Raw genomic sequence first — 25,520 nt, 5'->3', positions numbered from 1 at the left:
TTACATTCTGTCGTGGCAGGTTCTGGCGATAACATCCAGCTGCTGCTCTCTTGTAAGGTCGATGAATTTAACTGCATATCCGGATACACGGATTGTGAAGTTTGCGTACTCTTCTTTTTCCGGATGTTCCATTGCATCGATCAGTTTTTCTTTACCAAATACATTAACGTTGAGGTGATGAGCACCCTGGTCAAAGTATCCGTCAAGTACATGAACAAGGTTCTCTGTACGTTCTTCTTCTGTATGTCCCAGAGCATCCGGGTTGATGGTCTGAGTATTGGAGATTCCGTCAAGGGCATCTTCATAGTCCAGTTTTGCAACAGAGTTGAGGGAAGCAAGAAGTCCGTTCTGCTCTGCGCCGTAGGACGGGTTAGCACCAGGTGCCAGCGGCTCGCCTGCTTTTCTTCCATCCGGAAGGGATCCTGTAGCTTTACCATAAACAACGTTGGATGTGATGGTAAGGATAGAAGTAGTAGGTTTTGAATCACGATAGGTATGGATATGTTTCAGTTTCTCAAGGAATGTAGAAAGCAGTGTTGTTGCGATCTCATCTGCTCTGTCATCATCGTTACCATAACGTGGGAAGTCACCTTCTACTACGAAATCTGTTGTGATTCCGTCTTCGTCACGGATTGCTTTAACTTTTGCATATTTGATAGCGGACAGGGAGTCTACTACGTGAGAGAATCCTGCGATACCAGTTGCGAAGGAACGGTCAACCTTTGTATCGATCAGAGCCATTTCTGCTGCTTCATAGTAGTATTTGTCATGCATGTAGTGGATCATGTTCAGTGTTCCAACATACAGATGAGCCAGCCAGTCCATCATCTTGTCATATTTTGCGATTACTTCGTCATAGTCAAGGTATTCAGAAGTAATTGGCTGATACTGAGGTCCTACCTGCTGTTTTGTCTTCTCATCAACACCACCGTTGATAGCGTACAGAAGGCATTTTGCAAGGTTTGCACGAGCTCCGAAGAACTGCATTTCTTTACCTGTCTCAGTAGCAGATACACAGCAGCAGATGCTGTAGTCATCGCCCCATACCGGACGCATAACATCATCGTTCTCATACTGGATAGAGCTTGTCAGTACGGAGATGTCAGCTGCATATTTCTTGAAGTTTTCCGGCAGTCTTGAAGAATACAGAACAGTAAGGTTCGGTTCCGGAGCCGGTCCCATGTCTTCCAGAGTGTGCAGGAAACGGAAGTCGTTCTTTGTTACCATTGTACGTCCATCCTGTCCCATACCTGCAACTTCCAGAGTTGCCCATACCGGGTCACCGGAGAACAGCTGGTTGTAAGAAGGAATACGTGCAAATTTAACCATACGGAATTTCATTACCATGTGGTCAACAAGCTCCTGAGCTTCTTTCTCTGTAAGAGTTCCGTTCTCAAGATCTCTTTCAATATAGATATCAAGGAATGTAGAGATACGTCCAACACTCATTGCAGCACCGTTCTGAGTCTTGATTGCTGCAAGATATCCGAAGTACAGCCACTGGAATGCTTCTCTTGCATCTTTAGCCGGCTGTGAAATATCATATCCGTAAGCTTCAGCCATAACTTTCATGCCTTTGAGTGCGCGAATCTGATCTGCGATTTCCTCACGAAGCTGGAAGTCATAACGTCTCATACCCTGACGGTCGCAAGCTGCAAAGTCTTTCTGTTTTCCTTCGATCAGAGCGTCGATACCGTACAGTGCTACTCGTCTGTAGTCACCAACGATACGTCCACGTCCATAAGTATCCGGAAGACCTGTCAGGATTTTGTTGTGACGGGCTGCTTTCATTTCTGGTGTGTAGATATCAAATACACCCTGGTTGTGTGTTTTAAATTCGTAGTTATGGAAAACGTCTTTGATCTTGTCGCTTACTTTGTATCCGTAAGTCTCACATGCCTGCTCTGCCATTTTGATACCACCGTATGGCATGAATGCACGTTTCAGCGGTTTGTCTGTCTGCAGACCAACAACTTTTTCAAGATCTTTGAGGTCTTCATCGATGTATCCCGGGCCATATGCTGTCAGAGATGTAACAACCTCTGTCTCCATATCCAGAACGCCGCCTTTTGCACGCTCTTCTTTCTGAAGTTCCTGAAGTTTTCCCCACAGTTTGTTTGTAGCCTCTGTAGGTTCTTCCAGGAAGGAAGCATCTCCGTCATATGGTGTGTAGTTCATTGAAATAAAATTACGAACGTCGATTTTTTCTTTCCAACGGTTTCCTTTGAAACCTTCCCACTGTGAAAAGTTTTTCATTTTTGCACCTCTCTAAAATAGAATTTATTCCGCGTATGTCCCGTCTAACTTTTCTCCTAAAAGAAAAATAAGACCGGAATCTTATTATAGTTACATGTGAACTCTCCCTCGTTCACGCCGCTAGTGTACACTATTGAAAGCACCTTTGTCAATTAATTAACGCATGCTTTTAATTTTGTACAATTTGTAGTTGTATTTTGAAAGTTTTTATCAATATATTGTATTTTTACGAGTGCAACACTAATTTTTTCGACTTTTCCGGTTTCTGTTTCTTCTTATTATAATCTTCCTCACCCTGACATTGCAATGGGTAGCTTTTTGGAGCTTTTGTCGAACGAATGTTCTAAAAAGTTCTTGATTTCAAGAACATGTGTTTGTATAATAGATGTATGATAACAGAGATTACAAATGATAATTACACAACGCAGGAAAAGTTACAGATTCTGGCAGATGCAGCAAAATACGATGTCGCATGTACTTCAAGCGGTTCCAGCCGACGCGGAAAGAAAGGAGAGCTCGGCAATGCAGAGGCATGTGGCATCTGTCACAGTTTTGCCGCTGATGGAAGATGTATTTCCCTTCTCAAGATCCTGATGACAAATCATTGTGCCTATGACTGTAAATATTGCATCAACCGTGCCAGCAATGATGTACGCCGCGCCACCTTTACGCCACAGGAAATCTGTGAACTAACCGTTGAATTTTACAAACGGAACTATATCGAAGGGCTCTTCTTAAGCTCCGGTGTCTTAAAAAATCCGACCTATACCATGGAGAAAATGTGTGAGACACTGCTGCTCCTCCGTACCCGGTACCATTTCAACGGATACATTCATGTAAAAACAATTCCCGGGGCCTCTGACGAGCTGCTTGCCGCGGCCGGATATCTGGCAGACCGCATCAGTGTCAATCTGGAACTTCCGACAGAAACAGCTCTGCGTTCTCTTGCCCCCAATAAAACCATGCAGAATATCCTGAATCCCATGGGAAAAGTACAAAATACTATTGTCTCTCACCGGATAGCTGCTGGAAAATCTGCATATATGGATCGAAGCCGGGGAAATCAGTTTTTAAGAAATGGTATTTTCTCAGACGATTCCAAAAAAACCTTCAGAGAAAAACTCAATATGCAGAATACCGATGCAAAACCCGGGAACAATCCTCCCCTCAAAAAAGAGGATCCGAATCTTATCTCCCGTGATAAAAATAAATTCACGAAACATATCCTGACATGGGAAAATGCCTGTCAGCTGGCACCTCTTGACATGTCCGATCTGAAACGGAATTTCGCTCCGGCAGGGCAGAGTACCCAGATGATCATCGGTGCCACTGGCGAAAGTGACTATACTCTGTTACAGACGAGCCAGGCTCTGTACCAGGGCTTTGATCTGAAACGAGTCTTCTATTCGGCATATATTCCGTTAAATGATGACTCCATTCTCCCTCAGATTGGAACTCCACCTCCACTTCTGCGGGAACATCGCCTGTATCAGGCAGACTGGCTGCTACGCTTCTATGGCTTCCAGGCAGATGAACTGTTATCCGAATCTCAGCCCAACTTCAATGAACTGCTGGATCCCAAATGCGACTGGGCGCTGCACCATCTGGAACACTTTCCAGTGGAAGTTGAAAAAGCATCTTATGCCACGTTGCTTCGGGTTCCCGGAATCGGGCCAAAATCCGCCAGCCGGATCACTTATGCCAGACAATATGGCCGTCTGAATTTTGACAATCTGAAAAGAATGGGCGTAGTTTTGAAACGCGCACATTATTTTATCACCTGCGGTGGCAGACAAATGTATCGTACTCCCATTGAAGAAGCCTATATCACCCGACAGCTGGTTCAGGTAGATGCAAAAGATTCCTGGAAAGTACAACATTCCAATGAATCTTATTCCCAGATGACTCTCGCTGATTTTGGGATCGGCTAAACTTCCCTCTGCCAGTTTCCAGCCACTTTTACATATAGGATCAGAATACGGAATAAAAATATGAAAATATATACTTGCCAGGACCGCTTAACGGATATCATGACCTGCATCTATGATGCCTGGTCAGAAGCCCTGAAAGTCGGTCATAACCAGATTGGACTAAAGAAAGAACCTATCTTTCAACAAACAATGTTTGATGAATATATCCATGTGGATGGTGATCCTTCCAAAGCAGAAAAGGTTATACGCTCCATTCGGAGAAGCATCTCTGAAACTGCATACATGAACATCTACTACGCCTCATTATCTGCGGATGAGAACGCTCTGCAGGCAATCTATGACTTTCTTCGGGTGGGGTTTGCTATTGGCAGTACTGTAGTCGAGCAATATACGAATCCACATGTAATGAATCTTCTCGAACTCCGGCGCCAGGTATCAAATGAAGCGCATCATTTTCGGGAATTTGCCCGTTTTCAAAGTCTGGAAAACCAGGTCTATGTCAGTCATTTGGAGCCCCGGAATGATGTAATCATGCTGGTTGGCAACCATTTTGCCAACCGTATGCCCTCCGAACACTGGATGATCATCGATGATAACCGCAAAACTGCCTGTGTACATGTAAAAGATGGTGAAAATTATCTGCGCTATCTGACGGACGATGAATTTTCGGTATTACAAAAGACAGAATCTTATGAAGATGAATATACTGATATGTGGAAAACATTCTTCCATTCCATAAGCATTGAACAACGGAAGAATTACGTCTGCCAGCGAAATTTATTTCCCATCTGGAAAAGAAAACATGCCGTGGAATTCAGATAATTCAAGAATGCCCTGATAGATCAGTTTCCACCACATAAAAAGACCGAAACAACGCATTCCGGTCTTTTTTCATCATATCCTATTCATTACACATGGAAATTTCGCCCGACAACGCAAGTAAAACATGGAGATTTCCCTTTCTCAACCAGAACGGTCTTAGAACAAAAGAAGCGGCATGCCGCACAGAATAAAGCAGAAACGAATCATATCACTGTCCTTTAATGCCGCCAGACAGCTACATAATTTTCTTTCTTCCATACTAGCATGCCGCACTGTGTACGTCCATCAAAAGAGTTCGAAACTTATTGACAAACTCCGCACTTCTTCGACATTTATTTTACTTCTACAAGCTCGATCTTAAAGTTCAGCTCTTTACCAGCCATCTCGTGATTGGCATCAAATGTAATTGTCTTTTCATCTTTGGCTGTAACTTTGACCGGGAAAGGCTGCCCATACTGATTAGACAAATATACCTGCTGACCTACTGTCAGGTCCTCTGCACCCGGAAGCTGTTCAATCTCAAGAGTAAAGATCGCATCCGGATTCGGCTGTCCATAAGCCTCTTCCGGCATCAGATGGATTTCTTTGATTTCTCCGACCTTCATGTCTGCAACAGCTGCATCAAAGCCTTTGATCATCTGTCCTGCTCCGCAGACAAACTCCAGCGGCTGTCCACGATCATAGGAAGAATCAAACTGTGTTCCATCGTTGAATGTTCCCTTGTAATGTGTACGGCATGTCTTTCCTACATTCGGTCCGGAAAATGCCGGTTTATGTGAACCACAGCCGCCACAGCTGCTTCCACAGGACTCCCCTTCCTCATGGTTTCCACAGGAATGTCCTTCTTCATGATGATGGTCACAGGTTGTTCCTGCTGATTCCAGTTCGCCCTTCAGATAAGCTTCTACTACTTCATCGGTATTTCCCTGTGCACCGGAGCATAACTGAATACCTGCCTCCGCAAGTGCAGTCTGTGCACCTCCTCCAATACCACCGCAGATCAGTACATCAATCCCCTGTTCTGCCAGAAGTCCGGCCAGGGCACCATGTCCAGTTCCGTTAGAACCGATCACTTCACTTGAAACAACTTTGTTGTCTTCTACTTCATAAACCTTAAAGTTTTCTGTTTTTCCAAAATGCTGAAAAACATTTCCATTATCATAAGTTACTGCAATTTTCATTATAAAAATCCTCCAATCCATACTTTGTCGCTCAGATTAGTATAGCTTGTCGGAGAAATAAAAGCAACCAGTAAACTGCAAAGGAATAACCATCTTCACCAGTTACCTTCACCAATGAATATTAAAATCCAACGAATTTTTATATTGCTTATATTTTCCATCTGTGAGCAGTTTTTTATATGCGTCGTATGCGGCCTGAAGACTGTCATATTTTACTGCGGTCTCATCCAGCTCTTTTTTTGCAGTGCCTGTGCTCATCTGCGCTGCAATCGCAACGTAATCAGGGCCATATCCTGTACGTTTGGCGGTTGTAGATTCTGCTACATAATATTTATTATCTGCCGTGCAGACAATCACAGGAATCTTCTGGTTCGCACCGACAACATCTGTATTAACAGAAGTCCAGAGCAAAGCACGTTTTCTAGCATCCTTCGCCCTTCCATAATATGCCCAGGTTCCTTTCTTAAGGAGACTGTCAGATGCCATCTTCATCTCTATCCTTGGAACCATAGTAGATTTTTGGCATCTGGAATCGATTTCAAAGATGCCAGTTACACCGTTCAGTGCATTACTTTCCTGAAGAACTCTGTCGAAGTTTTCTTCCAGGTTAAACCAGTATTCTTTTACTTCATCGTTTTCTACACTGTCTCCTTTTCCGGTTTTCCAGTCAAATAAAATACCGGTTTCAGGATTCATGGACACTTCGCATATTCCACCTGCAACAGGATACCCTTTCCAGTTATCCGTATCCGGATCATCATTGGAATGAGAGATTCCGGCAATTGTCACCGTATCTGAAGACTGCCATTTGTCTATTTTCTGCTTCAGATGAACGATCTCCTTTACATCTTCATTTCCCTCTATTCCCGTTTCCATCACCACTTTGTCATACGCCGTCCTGACATTTGCAAGATCAGTTGATTCCCTGCTTTTTTCTATATATTTGGTATAAGTCGGTGCAAGAACACCTATAAGAATCGCAAGAATTGCAATGATGATCACAAGTTCCACAAGTGTAAAACCTTTGTTTCTGTTTTTCATATATTTTCCTTACATTGTATAGTTTAACATCTCTATATCATATTTTATTTGATCGTGATTTGCAAGCTATTCCCCAATTTTATTGACACCTTAACCAGGTAACTGGCAGGAGTTTTTCAATTTTCCTTGCCCGTTTTAATAAAACATGCAATAATTATTTTGTTTTTTATACACATGACTGAATTTTATAAAATATAAATACGAGGAACAAATCAAGATGAAAACATACGAAGAATTACTTTCTGATATTGAAGACGATATGGAACTTATGGGGGCATTGCACATTGTTTATGCCATGGAAGAAAACGGTGTTCTCACCGGTTATGATTATCTCCCGGAAGAGCCTTATACAATCTCTGTGACCTTAAAAGACCTTCAGGAAAAAATTCATCAGCAAATGCTCTATGACAAAGCATCTGCATATACTTATGATTCTGATAAAAGCGCCCCAAAACTGGCAGTAATTTTCCCGGGAATCGGCTATACTGCTGACAAACCACTCCTGTATTATGCAAGCCGTCTTGCCAGACATTATGGGTATCAGATTCTCGCTGTATCCTATGGAACCCTCCCTGAGAATGTCAAGGGTGATCACGCAAAAATGAAGCAGGCTTTTGAGCTTGCTTATGAACAAACAGAACAGGCTCTGCAGGATATCGACTGGAATTCCTATGGCAGCATTCTCTTTATTTCCAAAAGCATCGGTACAGTTATCGCTTCCGCTTATGCTTCCAGACATAATATAAAAGGAAAAAGCATCCTGTTCACACCTCTGACTGGCACTTTTTCCTTTGCTCGTCCCGGCAGCATTGCATTTCACGGTACTGCAGATCCATGGGCAGAAACAGACTCTATCCGTACACTGGCTGAACAAAAAGAAGTCCCTCTTTTTCTTACGCCAAATGCCAATCACTCTCTGGAGACCGGCGATGTACAGGCAGATCTTTCGATTATAAAAGCCACAATGGAGCATGTTAACCGTTTTATTGCAACTCCGTAGATTATTTCGTATATTCCTGAATCAGGGCAAGAAGGAGCTCCACACTCTTCTCCATTCCTTCCACACTGATATGCTCATATGGTCCATGAAAAGCATGTCCACCTGTTCCAAGATTTGGACACGGCAGTCCTTTGAAGCTTAACTGGCATCCATCGGTTCCTCCACGAATTGGAAGGATCAATGGTGCCACACCTACTGCCTCACATGCCTTTTTCGCATGGTCGATCAGATGCATGTGCTCTTCTACAATTTCTTTCATATTGAGGTACTGGTCAGTAATCTTAAGCGTTACCGTCCCTTCGCCCCACTTTGCATTTAAGTTCTTTTCTATCAGTCGAAGAGTCTTCTTCCGCTCTTCGAATCCGTTTTTGTCATGATCTCTGACAATATAATTAAGTTTCGCTTCACCGACTTCCCCCTGCATGCTGATCAGATGATAAAATCCCTCATAGTCTTCGGTTCCTCTCGGTGTCTCCATAGATGGCAGGCAGTTGTTGATCTCTATCGCAACCAGACTGGCATTGATCATCGTATCTTTTCCTTCACCCGGATGAACATTAAATCCCCTGATTTCAAATTCTGCTTTGCAGGCATTAAAATTCTCGTACTGAATCTCCCCTTCACTGTCACCATCCAGAGTATAAGCATACTCTGCGCCAAACTGATCCAGATTGAAATGTTCTGCTCCCATTCCAATTTCCTCATCCGGAGTAAATGCTACACAAATCGTGCCATGCGGCCGATTTTCTGTCTGGATTCTTTCAATCATAGTCAGAATCTCTGCAATTCCTGCTTTGTCATCTGCTCCCAGAATCGTTGTTCCATCCGAAGTGAGCAGTGTACGTCCTTTTAGCCCTGTCAGATGTGGAAATTCCTTCGGACTCAATACCAGTCCGCTTGTGCCAAGTACCAGATCCCCGCCATCATAATTTTTGGTAACCATCGGTCGGATCTCATGATCACAAAAATCAGAAACTGTATCCATGTGTGCGATAAATCCAAGTGCCGGAATCTCTTTTTTTCCTTCCGTCGCCGGAAGTTTTCCATACAGATAACACTTATCATCAAGGACTACCTCTGTCAGGCCAAGTTCCTTCATTTCTTTTTCCAGCTTCCTCGCCAGATCAAACTGACACACAGAAGACGGAACTGTCTCACTCTCTTCATCACTCGGCGTACGCACTGTCACATAGTTGATCAGTCTTTCCCATGCTTTCATAATATCTGCTCCTTTGTAGTTCTCTGTCTGATGTATATCTCCGGATTGTCTTATTCTTTTAAATATTTCATCATTGTTGGGACAAGAATATTCATATCAACAGGCTTTGCAACATGAGCATTCATTCCAACAGAAAGAACCTTTTGTATATCTTCTGCGAAAGCATTGGCAGTCATCGCAATAATTGGGATCCTGGCTTTTTTCGTATCCTTCATCTTTCGGATAGTTAATGTAGCGTCATATCCATTCATAACCGGCATCTGGATATCCATAAGGATCATCTTGTAATAATCAGCATCAGCTTTTTCAATCATGTCAATACATACAACACCATCATTGGCAGTCTCAACAATACATCCTTCTTCCGTCAATAATTCCGTTGCGATTTCAGTGTTGATCTCATTATCTTCAACCAACAAAATCCGAACACCGTTCAGGCAATTCTTATTGCACAGATTACTGTTTTTCTTCACCAGAGAATCGTCTTCTGACGCTTTTCGGCAAGGAATAGTTACTGTAAATGTGGAACCCTCACCCTGCTTACTTTCCACTTCTATTGTGCCATCCATGAGCTCTACAAGCTTTTTTGTAATGCCCATTCCAATGCCACTGCCATCAATATGACTTAATGTCGTGTTACGTTCTCTTTCAAAAATTTCAAAAATACGCTTTTGGAATTCTTCAGACATACCAATTCCATTATCGGTAATGGTAATGATCATATTGCACCAGTCTTCTTTTTCACAAGATTTCTGTACAACATTACAGGATATAGCACCTCCTGTATTTGTATACTTTATCGCATTGCTTATAATATTAAGACAGACTTCTGACAGATGTGGTGCATCCATATATACATACGGATACATGATTTGTTCTGTCAGAGAGAGAGTCTGATTTTTACTTTCTGCCTGTTGCTGGAACATAATGATACAATTTTCAAAGCACTCATGAACATTCGAAACAGTGTATTCCATTTCGACTTTATTATTTTCAATTCTTGCAAGATCCAGAACATTACCAAGCATCGATAAAAGTTCTTTTCCGCATATTTGAATTTTTTCAAGATATCTGCCAAGTTTTTCTGTTTCCTGCAAATGTCTGGATGCCAGTTCGGCATAACCAATGATTGCATTCATAGGAGTACGGATGTCATGTGACATATTGAACAGAAATGACGATTTTGCTTTATTTGCACATTCTGCTTTTAATTTAGCTTCCCGCAATTCCTCCTCCTGTCTTAATTCCCGCATTTTTTCATCTGTCACATCTCGATTCGCAATCAATACTGATGTGACATTTCCATTTTTATCATAATTCTGAGGAATTACCATAGAAAGAAACCATGATCCTTCCTTTAGTTTGAATTCGGAAGACATAGATTCTTTATTATGAAGCCGCGCTGCCATGGTTTGTATATCAAAAAAATCTATACACTTCTGTACAAACGGTTCTGCTATAATCCTTTCAATAGTCTCGATCTGAAGATTCCATTCGATATTATTATCTTTAATATCAATATTTATTTTTCGATTTTTTTTAACAAATTCAACTCTCTTTGTTTTTAAATTCAACCTTAAGATCAAATAATAGGCAGTGCCTAATGCATGAAATGCCTGCCGGGTTTTTTTTACCTGTTTTCCCAAGGTAACAGGGAACTCTTCACCGTCCATCTGTTCCAAATCAGGTATTGACTGATGCAGATGCTGAACTAACCATTTCCCATTCGTCCACTTATAGATAATCGTAAATCTTGTCTCCATTTTAAAACAGATCGAACCATCTTTAAACAGACCAACAAAATCTACTGTTCCGTGTGCAAGAACATGGTCATCATCAAGCCGCTCTTCTATCTGATGTAAATTTTGTACTTCGATTCTGATTTTACCTCTTCGTTTTACATCAAATTTAAATGATTCTAAAAACTCATGTAGATTCGCGAATAACTCGTGTTTACCAGTTCCAATCAGACTGATATTTTCATCAAAATAATTTTCTATACCCAAATCATTTACTGATTCAGCATTACTATATATTTTCATAAGTTGCTCTGTGAGTTTTTTGAAATCATCCATACGGTTCCCTCATGCTTAAAAAGTCTTAAATGAATTTAAGTTTTCTGTTTTATTCGTAAAGTTTATCCGCTTTTTATTCTCTTTCCAAAATTTCGAATTTCCACATAAAATCATTTATTGTATTATATCACAGCGACATATTGTTCTGCCATCATCTTTTCAAGACATGTGTCCATGACAATATTTCAATACCATATAGTTTCGGTGCCCCTCCCCACCAGTTTTTATACATCTGGAAAGCAATTACAGCCAACTTTCCAGAACATCATTCAGCTTATTCATATCCAGCGGTTTTGCGATATGTCCATTCATGCCTGTATTTTTGGCCAGCTGTACATCTTCTGCAAAAGCATTGGCAGTCATGGCAACAATAGGCAGTTTTCCCTTTTCACCCGGAAGGCTCCTGATTGCTGCAGTTGCCTCATAACCATTCATGACAGGCATTTGGATATCCATAAAAACAAGATCATACAATCCTTCCGGAGAAGCTTCCACTTTTTCAACTGCAATTTTCCCATTTTCTGCTGTTTCCACTTCTGCCCCTGTCATCTGCAGAATTTCACCAGCAATTTCTCTGTTCAACTCATTATCATCAACCAGCAGAATCCTTTTTCCCGTGTAGTCTGATTCTGACAGCTCATCCAGATAATTTCTTGCTGTTTTTTCTTTTCTTCCTGAAGTAAACTGCCGCAATGTAGCCGTCAGCCGGGAACGGAACAGCGGTTTTGCAATAAAAGCATCTACGCCTGCAGCCTTTGCTTCTTCTTCAATCTCACTGAATTCATAAGATGTCAGTACAATAATGGTAATCTCTTTCCCTATCCGTTTCCGGATCTGTCTGGCTGTTTCTATACCATCCATGTCCGGCATCTTCCAGTCCAGGATGACAGCAAAGTAATCATTTTTTAGCTCATGACGTGCATAGCAGCGCTCAACAGCTTCTCTGCCAGAGAGAACCCATTCACCTGTAATACCGATTTCTTTCAGTGTAGCAACTGTACTTTCACAGCATGTCTTATCATCATCCACAACCAGAACAGGCAGATTCATCAGATTTCTGTCCTGTTCTTTTTCTTTTTCCTGAAGCTCCAGATAAATGGTTACTGTAATTTTAGTTCCCTTGTGTAAGGTGCTGTCCACTTTAATATTGCCATTCATCAGGTTCACAATATTTCTGCTGATTGCCATTCCCAGACCAGTTCCCTGAACCTTAGTTGTCCGGTGGTCATCTGCACGGCTGAAAGGATCAAACATGATTTTCTGAAATTCCGGTGACATACCGATTCCATTATCCTCAATCGTAAATTCATAGCATCCAAGTTCCGAAAATCCATTTGGCTTTTCCTCTATGGAAAAAGTAATATTCCCACCATCCAGTGTATACTTGATTGCATTACTCATCAGATTCACAAACACCTGCTGGATCCTCAGGCTGTCACCACAGACATCCTCATGTTCAATGTGATTAATGCGTACATCAAAATTGTGTTTATGTTCATCAAGCACCGGTTTTGTTAGTGTAATGAGATTATCCACCAGATCCGGCAGATTGAAATCCTCCTGTGCCAGCGTCATTTTTCCACTTTCAATACGTGCCATATCCAGCACTTCATTGATCAGCCCCAACAGGTGTCGGCTTGATTTTGTAATCTTACTGAGACATTCAATGACTCTGTCCTGACTCTCAATATTTGCTCCTGCGATTGCCGTCAGACCGACAATGGCATTCATCGGTGTCCGGATATCATGGGACATATTGGAAAGGAATTCTGTTTTCGCACGATTTGCATTTTCTGCGGACCAGTAAGCCTCTTTCAGTGCCTGACGGGATTCAATCTCTGCTTTCTTCTCCTGTGTCACATCCATGGATGCCAGCAATACCTTTTCCAGCTTTCCATTCTTCCATTCCAAGGGAATATAAGAAGCGATTTTATAAGTCTTTTCATCCAGGCTGCAATACTCAAACTTATAAATATCATTTTCACTTTTCAGATTCTTCCGGATATTTTCCGGTGCTGTCAGGATATCCAGAGCATCCAATGGTTCCAGTGTCTTATACTTTTCAAGAACCTGCATCTGGAAATCATGATAGAATCCCAGAGGTTTATATATCATCTGACCATTCAGGTTATAGAATTCATATCTGTCATTTTCCAGATCACAAACAACAAAACGGTCAACCAGCCGCACAATACTCTGGATCAGCAGCTCCATGGAAGCATTGTCCGCTGCCATCTGTAGATGCCGTGCGCTCTCTACCTTTGCCTCCGTGATATCCCGCAGAAAGATCATGGCATATTCTGAATCCTCTATTTCGCCACGTATGACCACATTGCGGACCCATCGTTCTTCTCCATTCAGAGTGATACGGCACTCTAAAGCCAATTCGGTTTCCAGACCCTTCAGCCTTTCTGCAATATAACCACGGTCGTAAAAAGAGGATACCGCCTTCTTATCTTTCTCCACAACATAGGAATCCACAAAATGCCGGATCAATTCATCCCACGTATGACTCTGTTCAAAGACGGTCATCAGGGACGGTTCAACCTTAAAGGTATCAAAAGTATTCGCTTCCAGATTCACATAATACTCGCACAGATCTGCTTTCGTAAAAGCCCGGTGGAAAGCAGCAGATTTTTGTGCCTGCATGATTTCTTTTTTCTCCGCATCAATGTTAATAAAAATCCCGGCAATCCTGCTGGCAGAACCATCCAGACGGCGTATTACTTCTGCCGATGCCCGAAACCACTGGTATTGATTATCCTTCATTCTCATACGATACTCTACCTGGTATTTTATCTGGTTCGTCTTATCCTTAATTGCCGCCTGAAGCTGCACCATTACTCTTTCTTTATCCTGTGGATGCAGAAGATCTGACTAGGATTCCAGTTTATTCGGAAAGTCCAGAGTGTCATGATAGCCAAGCATTTTTCGGAATTCATGACTCCAGTTTGCATTCACAATCTCACTGTTTTCGTCACAGTCAAAATACCAGAAGCCGGAATAGATAGCCTCATTGAGCAGTGCCAGATTTACATGATCCCAGTTGACCTGTACGGACATAACCCAGATCTGTCTGCCCGCCTCATCTGTCGCATCCTCTTTACAAAGCCGTACATTATTCACTGTACCGTCTGCTGCAAGGATCTGTGCTTCCCCTGTTCCGTGAAGCTGCAAAAAACGGTCTCGCTCCAGTATATCTTCCTCGTCATAAAAGAAGTTTCTCAATGAGCCTTTTGTCTGTTCCATGAAAGTATCGAATGTATATCCTGTACTATGCAACAGCAGATTATCCACAGACAAAATAGACAGGTTTTGGTCATAAGATCCTGTCATTATACCTACCCCGCCATTATTTTCCAGTGTTTTCTGTACGGCCTGTGACATGGTCTGTGTCTGTCCCGGTTCATTATCACCTAAAGAATATATTTTGTCTTCATAATTTCCCACTTTATAAAAATCCTCTCTTCGTCTTATGCCTTCTTCATCCTACTTTTATTTGTATACAGAGAACCTGTCCCTGCCAGTTTTCGTACTCATTTTTGCATACAAAAAAGACACCTGCCAAAATATGTCAGTGCCTCTTCTCGCTTTGCGTCCCTGCATTTCAGTAGGTTTGCCTTTAAATAATTTCCATTTTTCCAAAAATAAAATATCATAAAGTTATTTATGCGTCAATAATGTCGAATAAAAAATCTATATTTTTTTATTTGAATTTTTGACATTTCTCTGATAAATCCTTTCAGCCAAAGACAATTCTGGTTTTTTCTTTCCACATACACTGCATCATAGTTTTCTACAAGACCAGTAAGGAGTTTTACATTCAATTCTTCTTTGCTATTTTCTTTGTCTTCTCTACATCTTTACGTGCATATCCCATACACGGCATCTCCTTTTTGCATAAAAAAGCAGCTAACCTATTTTTCATAGACTAACTGCTCGTGTTTTAGTTCCATATTCAGTTTTATTCTACAAATCCGACAGTGAAATTCGGTCGTATGCGCTATTTTTCTTATCTTCCGGATGTGGTTCCCGTCCGATAATTGTAATATCTTTCTGGTCTGGTCCATAAACCCAGTACATTCTTCATGAATCAATACCCTTGCAAAAGCTGCTCATCATTGCAATCACGGATAATTCTTAAATTTATATTTTCCTTTTCCATAACCAGATACTGGTTCAATAATATCTGCCTGTACCAAATTGGAAAGAAGTTTTGAAGCACCTGAACCTTTCAGCTCAAGAATCTCCATAACTGCACTTCTTCCAAACACCTCATCAAAGCCAAACTTTTCAAAGAGTCTATGGATATGAACCGTCGTTTTTACTGAGAAGTCACTACCTTTTTGGGAAAGTACACTTTCAATATCCACTTTTTTGTCTTGAATGTCCACTTTTTCATTCTCAATATCCACTTTTCTATCTCCAATGTCCACTTTTTCTTCATTCAAAAGTTCACTTATATGAAGATTTCGATTATGAAGCTCATTTTTCTCGTTCAAAAGTAGATTTCTGAGAAACGCTTCCAGATACTCTGTTGTTTCGTGAATACCTTTTTGCAGGTTCGTATAGTTTGCACGGACAAGTGCATTTCGGAAATACCACGCATTTTCCGCAAAAATATCATTGGTTGCAGAAAATCCAAGTGTCCTTAGATATTTGATGAAGAACACCGCCGTTGTTCTCGTATTGCCTTCCCCGAAGATATGGATTTGCCATAGCCTTGAAATGAATACCGCCAGATGATGGATAATCTCGTCCATTGACAGTCCTTTATAACTAAAGTCCTTCTCCTGCGAAAAATCATATTCAAGTGTGGCTCTCAGTTCTGAAGCACTGCCGTACATAACAGTTGCACCATCAAGCACCCATTCTTTCTTTGTAATGTTGTAATCTCTAATCTTTCCGGCGTGTTTATAAATCCCCTGAAAGAGTTTGCGGTGGATAGAGATATACTCATTCGGAGAAAATGAGAACGCTGTTTCAGAAAGAATTTCTGCAATACGGGAAGAAACCTTATCTGCTTCTTCGGTACGTTCATCATCAGACAAATGCACTGGTCTTTCTTTATAATAGCTGTCAATAAGACTCTGTGCTTCCTTCATCGTGATTTTGCCTTCAATATTCTGAATGGCTGTATCAATCAAATATTTAGATGGTTTGAGTCCGTCCACCGCCTGAAGTCCGATTGCGGTACTCCAAGCATATCCTTTATGAGCTTTATCCGGTTCAGACTCCCTTAAATATTCCTTAAACGGGTCTTTTTCCATATCCACTACCTCGCTTCATAGTCTTATAATTCAAATCTGCATTATTCGCTTTGCTGCATATCCTCATCGGCTTGTGCAATCATCTGTCTGTACTGTTCTTTCACACTTTCCGGTGCAAGTATCTGTACCTTGCCATTAAAGCCAAACACCCAACCGAAAAAGGTAGGACTGGCTGATACTTCTGTCTGTACTCTGAAAGATGTCATATCATACGCAAGGGTTGTCACATCTTCTCCGAAGCGGTCAACCATTGTTTTCATCAGGCTGTTATCACACCGTAAATCCACAAGGACTTTTTCGCCTGAGAACATAAAGAAAACTTCCTTTGTGTAATTCTCAATATCAAAATTATCAGGCATAGGAATAATATCTTTATCCAATATCTCCGGCTTGGAAGCAATACGGTCTACCCTGAAATTGATAACCTTGCTTTTCTTCTCTGAATATCCGAGAACATAATAATAGTCCCCACACCAGAGAAGTTTATACGGACTGAGCTTATACACTTCGCCCTTGTTCTTCAGAACCTTTTTCTTTAATCCAGTATAATCATAATACTGAAAAGAAATCTGTTTACCTGCATTGATGGCATCGTTTATAGCGTCAATGATGTAATATATCTGCTCATTATCTGGCTTAATGCGATTGACCACATAGTTATTACGCTTCAGCTTTGCCACCTGCCCCGGACTGGTCATCGTATGTATCTTCTCAATCAAAGTTTCACTTTTCTTCTTTGTAATAAACTTCGATGACTCTACTGCATCAATCAGCAGTTTCAATTCCGGCAATTCAAACTTACGGCTGGCTACAAAGTATTTGCTCTGAGTAGAATGGATAGTAACAATGTCCATCCCAAACTCCTGAAGCGCAGCAATGTCTTTCGTGACCGTCGTTCTATGTGCAGATATTCCGTATTCGTCATTCAATATATTGATTAACTGTGTTGTGGAAAGAGGATTTTCTTCATCGGTTCTTTCCAGTAAAATCTTTTGTAAATATAAAATTCTTGACTTTGTTTCCATAATCTGCCCTTTCTTCGAGTAAATTATGCTATCGTTAGTGTCAATCCTCGGTATAGAAACCATCCAATACATATGTTGTGACTGGTGTTATATATAATTCATATTTAATGACAAGTCTGATTAAATCGTTTCCGTCAATCAGTGTTATCGGCGTACCTTCTCTCGCAGCCTCTCTTGCCTTATTGGTAAATCGGCTATTAGTAATAAATACTCCATAATCGGCTTGATATTTGTTCATCGCCCCAAGAAATTGATTGATATCTGGCTCACTCACTGGATTTGAATTAAATCTTTTACACTGAATAACCACTCTGGTTGTTCTAAAATCATCGGCATCTACGTGATATCCATAGCCATCAATACCACCATCATTTGACACCTGAACACCTTTGTTGGTAAACTCCACTCCCATCTTTGTAAGAAGTGCTCGTGAAAACTGTTCAAACTTTGCTGGAGACATATTAGCGATTGCACTCTGAAGTTTCACCTTGAAATCATCTAGCAATTCGTCATCTGTGGATTCATTCTCCTCGTCTTCAACCTCCAGTGTTTCTACTGGCTTGTTTTTCGATTTGTTCTTAGTCGAATGTTCCTCCCAATAGCTTCGTGCCTTATCTCTCACTTCTGCCTTAACATCAAAATCTTTTAAATCTACATTCGCTCCATCTTGAGTAAGTGTAATCTTTGGATTGAATTTCACATAAGATATGAGACCGACATAACTAAGCTCTTTAATAGCAAAATTAAACTTAAAATCAAATTTTTTATATTGATTTCCTGTTTTATTAGATATATATAGTTTCTGTTCAAATTCAGCAATATGCTCATCCAACTCACTAATCCTGTCTCTAATTTCAGAACGTTCTAACTGTCCACCTGCTTCCTGAAGGACTTGAAGGATTGGTTTAATAAGGTATGATACCTGTTCCTCTGTATTTAAATCGTCATAAAACATATTTGCATTTACACCTCTCATTTACTGTGCATACTTCTTGAAATTCTCTGCCTGCTCAAGAACTTCCTTGTAAACATCATCAATGGTTACTGGCGGATAGCCAAACTCATCAAGCAGCAATATCAAATCCACTTGCAAGTTTGCCTTGATATCATCACGGGCAGACCAATCGGTATATCGTGATTTATCATCAACAATCAGCTTTATCCTCTTGGATAATTCAATCATTTTATCGTCCGGATATTCAAACTCAAACTTCTTTGAAACTGCTTTCAAAATATCATAGAAAGCTTTTTCCTCATAATCTATTCCCATATTCTTGAAGGAGTTCTTTTCTGTTTTCAGTTCAGACAACAACTGTGCAAGCTGCTCCGCAACATCATCAAGGACTTCGTTAGCATACGCTTCATCACGACGACGGTTGTTATACTCATCAACAACTTTTTTGAGTCTACCTGCAAATTCCACACCCATAATCTTATTGACTTTCTTAAACTCGTCAATTGCCTGAGAAAGAAGTCTTTGAAGTATCTTGATTTTCGTATTCGGCAACTGAATTGCATTTATTTTATCCATATACTCATCACTGAAAATATCCACCGATATATGCTTTCCGGTTTCAAATAATTCCTCAATGCCATCAGACTGAATTGCACCCTCAAGCATTTTGCGGACACGAGCGTTCATCTGCTCAATATCTGGTGCATCGCCTTTTGTCAATTTGAAAAGGATAGAACGGACAGCACAATAAAAATGGATATAATCCTTATCTTCATCAGAGAATTTCTCACTTGAGCTGCAAAGATTAAATGCCTGTTTCATTCTCTTGACTGCTGCCATAAATCTTCTTTCCAGTTCTTCGGACAACTGCACATACTCAACCGCACGATTCAGGCAGGCAAGCTGTTCAGTAGGCGAACCGTTAAAGAAATCACTGCTGTTAAAGTTGTGGAACATCTGACCAAGGACTTCTAACTGGTCTTTTACAATCGTGATAGACTGCTCCACACCTTCAAATTCTTCGCTCTCAAAATTCGTATATTTCTTGAGGGCAGTGTTCATATTTTTCTTAATACCTATGTAGTCAACAATTAAACCTTTATCTTTGCCCTCGCATACACGATTTACACGAGAAATCGTCTGAATAAGGGTATGCTGCTGAATAGGCTTATCAATGTAAATCGTATCAAGCTCCGGCACATCAAAACCAGTCAGCCACATATCTACAACAATGGCAATCTTAAAGTTTGATTTCGGATTTTTGAACTGACGGTCAAATTCTTTCCTATCCTCTTTTGTGCCAAGCATATCAAATAGGTCTTTTTCATCATCTTTATTACGAGTCATAACCAACTTGATTTTTTCCATTGGCTTCAACTCTTTTTTATCTTTCTCACTCAGAACAACACCATCATCACAAATCTTCTTTTCTGTCCATTTCGGTCTGAGTTCCTTTACTATCTTATAGAAATCGTATGCTATATTTCGGTTGGAACATACAAACATTGCTTTGCCTGCTACGGTTGCACCTTCTGCCACACGGATTTCATAATGCTTGATAAAGTCCTCTGCAACAGCACGAAGTCTATCAGGATCGCCAATAATAACTTCCATTTTGGCAACTGCTTTCTGACTTTCTTCTACTTGATGTTCATTTGCTCCCTCAAGCTCACACTGTGCATAATATTCTTCAATCTGTCTTACCTTGTCCTGATTAAGCATAACCTTAGCTGCACGACCATCGTAAACAAGATTAACTGTAATACCGTCCTTAACAGCTTCCGTCATTGTATATGCGTCTACAACACCACCAAAGACTTCGATTGTTCCATCAACCGGAGTTCCGGTAAATCCAACATAAGTTGCATTTGGTAAAGAGTCGTGCAGATATTTGGCAAAGCCATAGGTTTTCTGAACACCTGACTCTGTAATCTTAACCTTTTGGTCGAGATTGATTTGGCTTCTGTGTGCTTCATCAGAAATACAAATAACGTTCGTTCTGTCTGTAAGAAGCTGCAAATCCTCTGTAAATTTCTGAATGGTAGTCAGATAAACACCGCCACTCTCTCGTCCTTGAAGCTCCTCACGAAGTTTCTCACGGGACTCAATACTTACAACAGTTTCATCTCCGATATATTTCTTTGAACCTACAAACTGTTTGGAAAGCTGGTCGTCAAGGTCTGTTCTGTCTGTAATAATGAGAATAGTCGGGGAAGAAAAGTATTTGCTTTTCATCAGCATACGGGTAAGGAAAAGCATTGTATAACTCTTGCCACACCCTGTTGCTCCGAAGTATGTACCACCTTTACCATCTCCTTCAGGGCGAAGATGAGTCTTGATATTCTCATACAATTTATTTGCCGCAAAGAACTGTGGATAACGGCACACTATCTTCAAATCCTTATCTGAGTTATCCGGAAAATAAATAAAATCTTTGATAACTTCAAGCAAACGGTCTTTTCGGAAAAGTCCCTTTATCATTGTTACAAGAGAATTGATACCGTCCAGTTCTTTATCGTCTGAGTTTATCTTTCTCCACGCATAGAAGAAATCATACGGGCTGAAGAAAGAACCATATTTATTATTTGCTCCGTCACTGATAACAACAAACGCATTGTATTTAAAAATCTCCGGAATATCTCTACGGTAACGAATTGTAAGTTGCTTATATGCGTCCATTATGGTCGTATTCTCTTGTACCGCACTCTTAAATTCAAGAACAACAACAGGAATACCATTTACGAACACAATGCCATCCGGAATACGCAACTGATTATTTACGCCTTCAATTTCAAACTGATTAACCACTTTGAAAATATTGTTTTCGGGAGTGTCGAAATCAATAAGTTCAATATAGAGGTCTTTCTGCGTTCTGTCCTCACGGTTAAGAATAAAGCCATCGCAAAGCAGCTTAAATACAGCTTTGTTTGCTTCATAAATCGTACCGGAAATATTACGCAGCATTAGAAAGACACTATCCACCTCACTCGGTGTGATACCGTCTTTCGCATAGCGATTATAAAGGTATTGCTTCAGGTCGTCCGTAAGCAGAACCTCTGTCCTTTCTCTGTGTATCTGGTCGCCACTGACATAGGTGTACCCCTCGTCTTTGAACAACTCCATTATTGACATTTCCAATGCGTGTTCATTAAAATTTGCCATTGCGTTCACTCCTTTTATCAGCATATATCTCTTTCAATATTTGCTTATGTCGCTGTTCCATTTCATAATCCTGATATTTCAGTCCCAATTGGGCAAGCATTAGAGTTCCTTCCATATCATCTATATTTCCATAACTTACTGCACGACTTACTCCAGTCAATGCCCCAAGTATTAGCCTCGTGCAATCAAGAGCAAAATCTATCAACTCCTGAATATCAGGATATGTAACCGGATTTTTATCCCATACGTTTTCTTCTGCCAAAATATGTTTCTCGTCATTATGAGCATATATTTTATTTCTTTGAACACGAATATTCTCTTGTTTCTTACTAAGAGAGCAAAAACGCTTTTGATATAATTCTAAAAACTCTGAAAATGTCAGATTAACCCGTACTGGTACTTTTTCAAAATCAGGTGTATCAAACAATTTTAGAATTTCTCTTTGGCTTTTCACTTCATTTTCATAGAAACATTCTTCCGTTGGTTTCAAATGATGCTGATATGGAACTTGGAAAGAATATTCTCTACCATCTTCCTTAATTGTTACTATATCTCTATATTCTGGAAATAAGTCCAAATTATCTCTGCAATACTTTAAGAGCAAACCAACTGAAACAACGTCTTTTGTTTTATCATACAATTTTGCAATTTCCATAAAACAAGCCTTTTGCAACGCCCCATATACTACTTGATAAAAGGCAGGAGAAAGATTCATTTCATCGTTATACTTCTTGCTCATTTCTCTATACTGCATCATAATTGCATAATACGCATTAGCGTCAAATGCACTTTGATATAAGTCCTCTGCAAGTTTGATTAACTTTTCTTTATCCATTTTTCACACTCCTTGCAGTAAATGATAATTTAGCGGCTTAACTCAGCAAGTAATACGTTACTCAGTTCTTTTAGGTTGTCAATTTCATTATTGTTTATTGATATGCTTTCCTCGACAGCAAGAAATTGACGGTCTAAAGCAACAAGAACTGTATCGGATTCCGGTATTTCAAAAGTGATTTTCTGCAAATCCTTGATTGGTAGCTGAGGTTGAGCAGAGCCAGACTTAAATCGTTCAATAGCAGCCTTCATATATGAGCTTTTCAATAAGACATATATGAAATATGGAGAAAGCCGCTTAGTCTTAGGGCGTATGATAAGCATACCGGAGTTGATTCGCACATTTTCATACTTAATGTGCTTGTCATATAAAGCAACATTGCCGAGCGTTCCACGAGAGGTAAGAACAATGTCGTAAGGAGATAGGTGTCCTTTATTCATTAGTTTGTCCTTTTCCTCTGAAACGAACATACAATTATCAAAGTTAAAGCCCGTAGATGTAACATTAGAAGCATTTAAGAACAGACAATAACCTGTTGAGGTAAATTCATCAAATGTGGGATAATTTTTCCCTCTATCTCCATCAATGAAATCAACAAGGTCGCCAAGAGCTGTTGGGACAGTATGATTATTGATTACGGTTTCAACCCAAATTGCTTGTTCTGTATTTGCTAAATTATCATTTATCTTCTGCTTTAAAGCAATTCTTTCTGTAATTGTCTTATATCCGTCTACAATCTCTTCTTGCTTTTCATAGGGCGGAACTGGTAACTCTACCTTACACATTTCGTCCCAATCCATAACTTCTCGTACACTGCCGTGTGACTTAAAGCGGGCATATCTATCAAATTCCGGTCTGCTAAACCAAAGCATTAAATACTCCGGAATAAGTTGTTTCTCATCTATTATCTCGAAGACTGTATAAACATTGCTTACAAGTCCTTCCTCATAATCTTCCAACAGAGCAATCCCTATTTTATCTCCTCGCCTTGATGTATCTGGAATATATGTAAACTGCCCTTTTTTTACCACTTTATATTTCTTAAAATCCGTTCCAACTGTATTTGCAATAGATGGAATAAATTTCTTTTGAACAGAAACACCAAGTAAATTTTCTTCTTTTCCCTCAGAATTTCTAATATCAACCTGACGGATAAATTGCCCCAACTGTTTATAATTCGATTTCATATCCCAACTCCTTAAATACAGCAAGCAAATCTGATTTAGATTTTTCCTCTTGAACAAGAAGTTCTTTGAGTTCTCCCTGCAATGACCTCATTTTTGTATCAAAGTCGATGTTCTCATCACGATTGACAAACTCAATATATCTGCTCGGTACAAGAGTAAATCCTTTTTCCTTTACTTCATCAAAAGAAGCAGAATAACAAAACTCTGGTACATTCTCATAAGTTTCCTCATAGCCTTCCTGCTGCCAGTTATGATATACACTTGTAACTTTGGCTCTATCTTCCTCTGTCAATTCAATGTACTTCTTCTCATAAGGACTGCCCATCTGTCGTAAATCCATAAAGAGTATTTCATCTTCTCGATTACGATAGCGTTTTAGCTTTCCGTTCTGTTCCACAACACGAGCCTTTTTATTCTTATTGAGTACCCAAAGGGTAACGCTGATGTCAGTGGTATAGAAAAGGTTTCTCGGAAGAATAATAATCGCTTCTACCAAATGATTTTCTATAAGTTGCTGTCTGATTTTCAGCTCTGTACCGTCATCGGATAATGCCCCATTAGCAAGCAGGAAACCTGCCACACCGTTTTGTGAAAGTTTGGAAACAATATTCAGTATCCAACCATAGTTTGCGTTGCTTGTTGGTGGAACTTCGTATCCATTCCAACGAGGGTCGTCTACAAGCTCATTCTCGGCTCTCCACTGCTTCTGATTGAAAGGTGGGTTTGCCATAATGAAATCTGCTTTAAGGTCTTTGTGTTGGTCGTTGGTAAATGTATTGGCTGCCATCTCTCCAAGATTTGCGGAAATACCACGGATAGCTAAATTCATTTTTGCCAGTTTGAAAGTGGTATTTGTGTATTCCTGACCGTAAATAGACACTTTCTTTTTATTACCGCTATGTGCTTCTACGAACTTGATGGACTGCACAAACATACCACCCGAACCGCAACAAGGGTCATAAAGTATTCCATCGTAAGGCTCAAGCATTTCGGCAATCAGGTTTACAATACACTTTGGTGTGTAGAACTCTCCTTTACCTTTTCCTTCTGCAAGAGCGAACTTACTAAGAAAATACTCATATACACGACCTATAATGTCGTTCTCTTTATCATCTGTATTGATACGATTGATTTCATCAAGCAAAGAAGCCAACTTTGCCGTATCAATATGTAAGCGGGAGTAATAGTTATCCGGCAAAGCACCTTTCAGTGCCGGGTTGTTCTTTTCAATCGTATAAAGTGCTGTATCTATCTTCAGGGCAATATCGTCCTGCTTTGCATTTTCAATAATGTACTTCCAACGACTTTCTTCAGGAAGATAGAATACATTTTCCTGAGTATAAAACGGTTTCATATCCGCATACTTTTCGCCGTGTGTAGCAATAATCTTATTACGGCATTCCTCAAACTTGTCACTGGCAAATTTAAGGAAGAATAAACTCAGAACAACGTGTTTATACTCCGCAGGCTCAACAGAACCTCTCAGTTTATCAGCACTTTTCCAAAGTGCTTCTTCCATTGATATTTCTTTCTTTGGTTTAGCAGCCCTTGCCATCTATAA

Annotated in this window: 15 protein-coding genes and 1 pseudogene; 3 read left to right on the top strand and 13 right to left on the bottom strand. The window is 40.2% G+C overall.

The features are described 5' to 3' along the window. Complete coding sequence (pflB, locus tag NQ503_RS01100) at positions 1 to 2,256, bottom strand: formate C-acetyltransferase (protein WP_005421747.1); 2,256 nt, start codon at positions 2,254 to 2,256, stop codon at positions 1 to 3. A 389-nt stretch (positions 2,257 to 2,645) separates the two neighbouring features. Here pflB and NQ503_RS01095 point away from each other — a divergent pair, with 389 nt between their 5' ends. Both NQ503_RS01095 and NQ503_RS01090 read left to right on the top strand, forming a co-directional pair. Next, positions 2,646 to 4,187 (top strand): putative DNA modification/repair radical SAM protein, encoded by a 1,542-nt coding sequence (locus NQ503_RS01095; protein ID WP_005421746.1) that lies wholly within the window; start codon positions 2,646 to 2,648, stop codon positions 4,185 to 4,187. Between the two features lie 60 nt (positions 4,188 to 4,247). After that, entirely contained in the window at positions 4,248 to 5,009 is a 762-nt protein-coding gene (locus tag NQ503_RS01090) for a TIGR03915 family putative DNA repair protein (protein ID WP_005421744.1), read from the top strand. A gap of 332 nt (positions 5,010 to 5,341) precedes the next feature. Here the strand turns inward: NQ503_RS01090 and NQ503_RS01085 are convergent, their stop codons facing one another. Both NQ503_RS01085 and NQ503_RS01080 read right to left on the bottom strand, forming a co-directional pair. Next, positions 5,342 to 6,190 (bottom strand): FKBP-type peptidyl-prolyl cis-trans isomerase, encoded by an 849-nt coding sequence (locus tag NQ503_RS01085; protein ID WP_022388071.1) that lies wholly within the window; start codon positions 6,188 to 6,190, stop codon positions 5,342 to 5,344. 108 nt (positions 6,191 to 6,298) lie between these two features. Next, positions 6,299 to 7,231, bottom strand: coding sequence for a prepilin-type N-terminal cleavage/methylation domain-containing protein (locus NQ503_RS01080; RefSeq protein WP_005421737.1), 933 nt, complete (start codon positions 7,229 to 7,231; stop codon positions 6,299 to 6,301). A gap of 217 nt (positions 7,232 to 7,448) precedes the next feature. Between NQ503_RS01080 and NQ503_RS01075 the strand changes: the two genes are divergently transcribed. After that, positions 7,449 to 8,231, top strand: coding sequence for an alpha/beta hydrolase (locus NQ503_RS01075; RefSeq protein ID WP_005421736.1), 783 nt, complete (start codon positions 7,449 to 7,451; stop codon positions 8,229 to 8,231). A gap of 1 nt (position 8,232) precedes the next feature. Here the strand turns inward: NQ503_RS01075 and pepT are convergent, their stop codons facing one another. From pepT to NQ503_RS01025, 10 genes and pseudogenes are all read right to left on the bottom strand, one after another. After that, positions 8,233 to 9,450 (bottom strand): peptidase T, encoded by a 1,218-nt coding sequence (gene pepT, locus NQ503_RS01070; RefSeq protein WP_005421734.1) that lies wholly within the window; start codon positions 9,448 to 9,450, stop codon positions 8,233 to 8,235. 50 nt (positions 9,451 to 9,500) lie between these two features. Continuing rightward, complete coding sequence (locus tag NQ503_RS01065; protein WP_005421732.1) at positions 9,501 to 11,525, bottom strand: ATP-binding protein; 2,025 nt, start codon at positions 11,523 to 11,525, stop codon at positions 9,501 to 9,503. A gap of 243 nt (positions 11,526 to 11,768) precedes the next feature. After that, a pseudogene (locus tag NQ503_RS01060) lies at positions 11,769 to 14,975 on the bottom strand (response regulator). A 677-nt stretch (positions 14,976 to 15,652) separates the two neighbouring features. Then, positions 15,653 to 16,795 carry a Fic family protein gene (locus NQ503_RS01055; protein ID WP_005421721.1) on the bottom strand — a complete coding sequence of 381 codons (1,143 nt, stop codon included), beginning with the start codon at positions 16,793 to 16,795 and terminating at the stop codon, positions 15,653 to 15,655. 41 nt (positions 16,796 to 16,836) lie between these two features. Then, entirely contained in the window at positions 16,837 to 17,820 is a 984-nt protein-coding gene (locus NQ503_RS01050) for a helix-turn-helix transcriptional regulator (RefSeq protein WP_044924607.1), read from the bottom strand. A gap of 40 nt (positions 17,821 to 17,860) precedes the next feature. Continuing rightward, the gene (locus tag NQ503_RS01045; RefSeq protein ID WP_005421719.1) at positions 17,861 to 18,796 is read right to left on the bottom strand and encodes a restriction endonuclease; all 936 of its coding nucleotides are present in this window, start codon (positions 18,794 to 18,796) and stop codon (positions 17,861 to 17,863) included. Beyond that, entirely contained in the window at positions 18,797 to 21,937 is a 3,141-nt protein-coding gene (locus NQ503_RS01040; protein WP_044924604.1) for a type I restriction endonuclease subunit R, read from the bottom strand. Beyond that, positions 21,924 to 22,772 carry an AbiU2 domain-containing protein gene (locus NQ503_RS01035; RefSeq protein WP_005421715.1) on the bottom strand — a complete coding sequence of 283 codons (849 nt, stop codon included), beginning with the start codon at positions 22,770 to 22,772 and terminating at the stop codon, positions 21,924 to 21,926. Before NQ503_RS01035 ends, NQ503_RS01040 begins: the two co-directional genes overlap by 14 nt. Before the next feature lie 29 nt (positions 22,773 to 22,801). Beyond that, positions 22,802 to 23,959 (bottom strand): restriction endonuclease subunit S, encoded by a 1,158-nt coding sequence (locus NQ503_RS01030; RefSeq protein ID WP_005421713.1) that lies wholly within the window; start codon positions 23,957 to 23,959, stop codon positions 22,802 to 22,804. Beyond that, a complete protein-coding gene (locus NQ503_RS01025) occupies positions 23,943 to 25,514 on the bottom strand; it encodes a type I restriction-modification system subunit M (protein ID WP_005421706.1) in 1,572 nt (523 codons plus the stop codon). The genes NQ503_RS01030 and NQ503_RS01025 overlap by 17 nt, the downstream gene beginning before the upstream one ends. Positions 25,515 to 25,520 lie beyond the last annotated feature (6 nt).

Origin of the sequence: Blautia obeum ATCC 29174 (genome assembly GCF_025147765.1) — a bacterium.
Taxonomy (GTDB): domain Bacteria; phylum Bacillota; class Clostridia; order Lachnospirales; family Lachnospiraceae; genus Blautia_A; species Blautia_A obeum.
The sequence above is the reverse complement of the archived record's forward strand: the minus strand, read 5'-3'. Positions and strand labels throughout refer to the sequence as shown.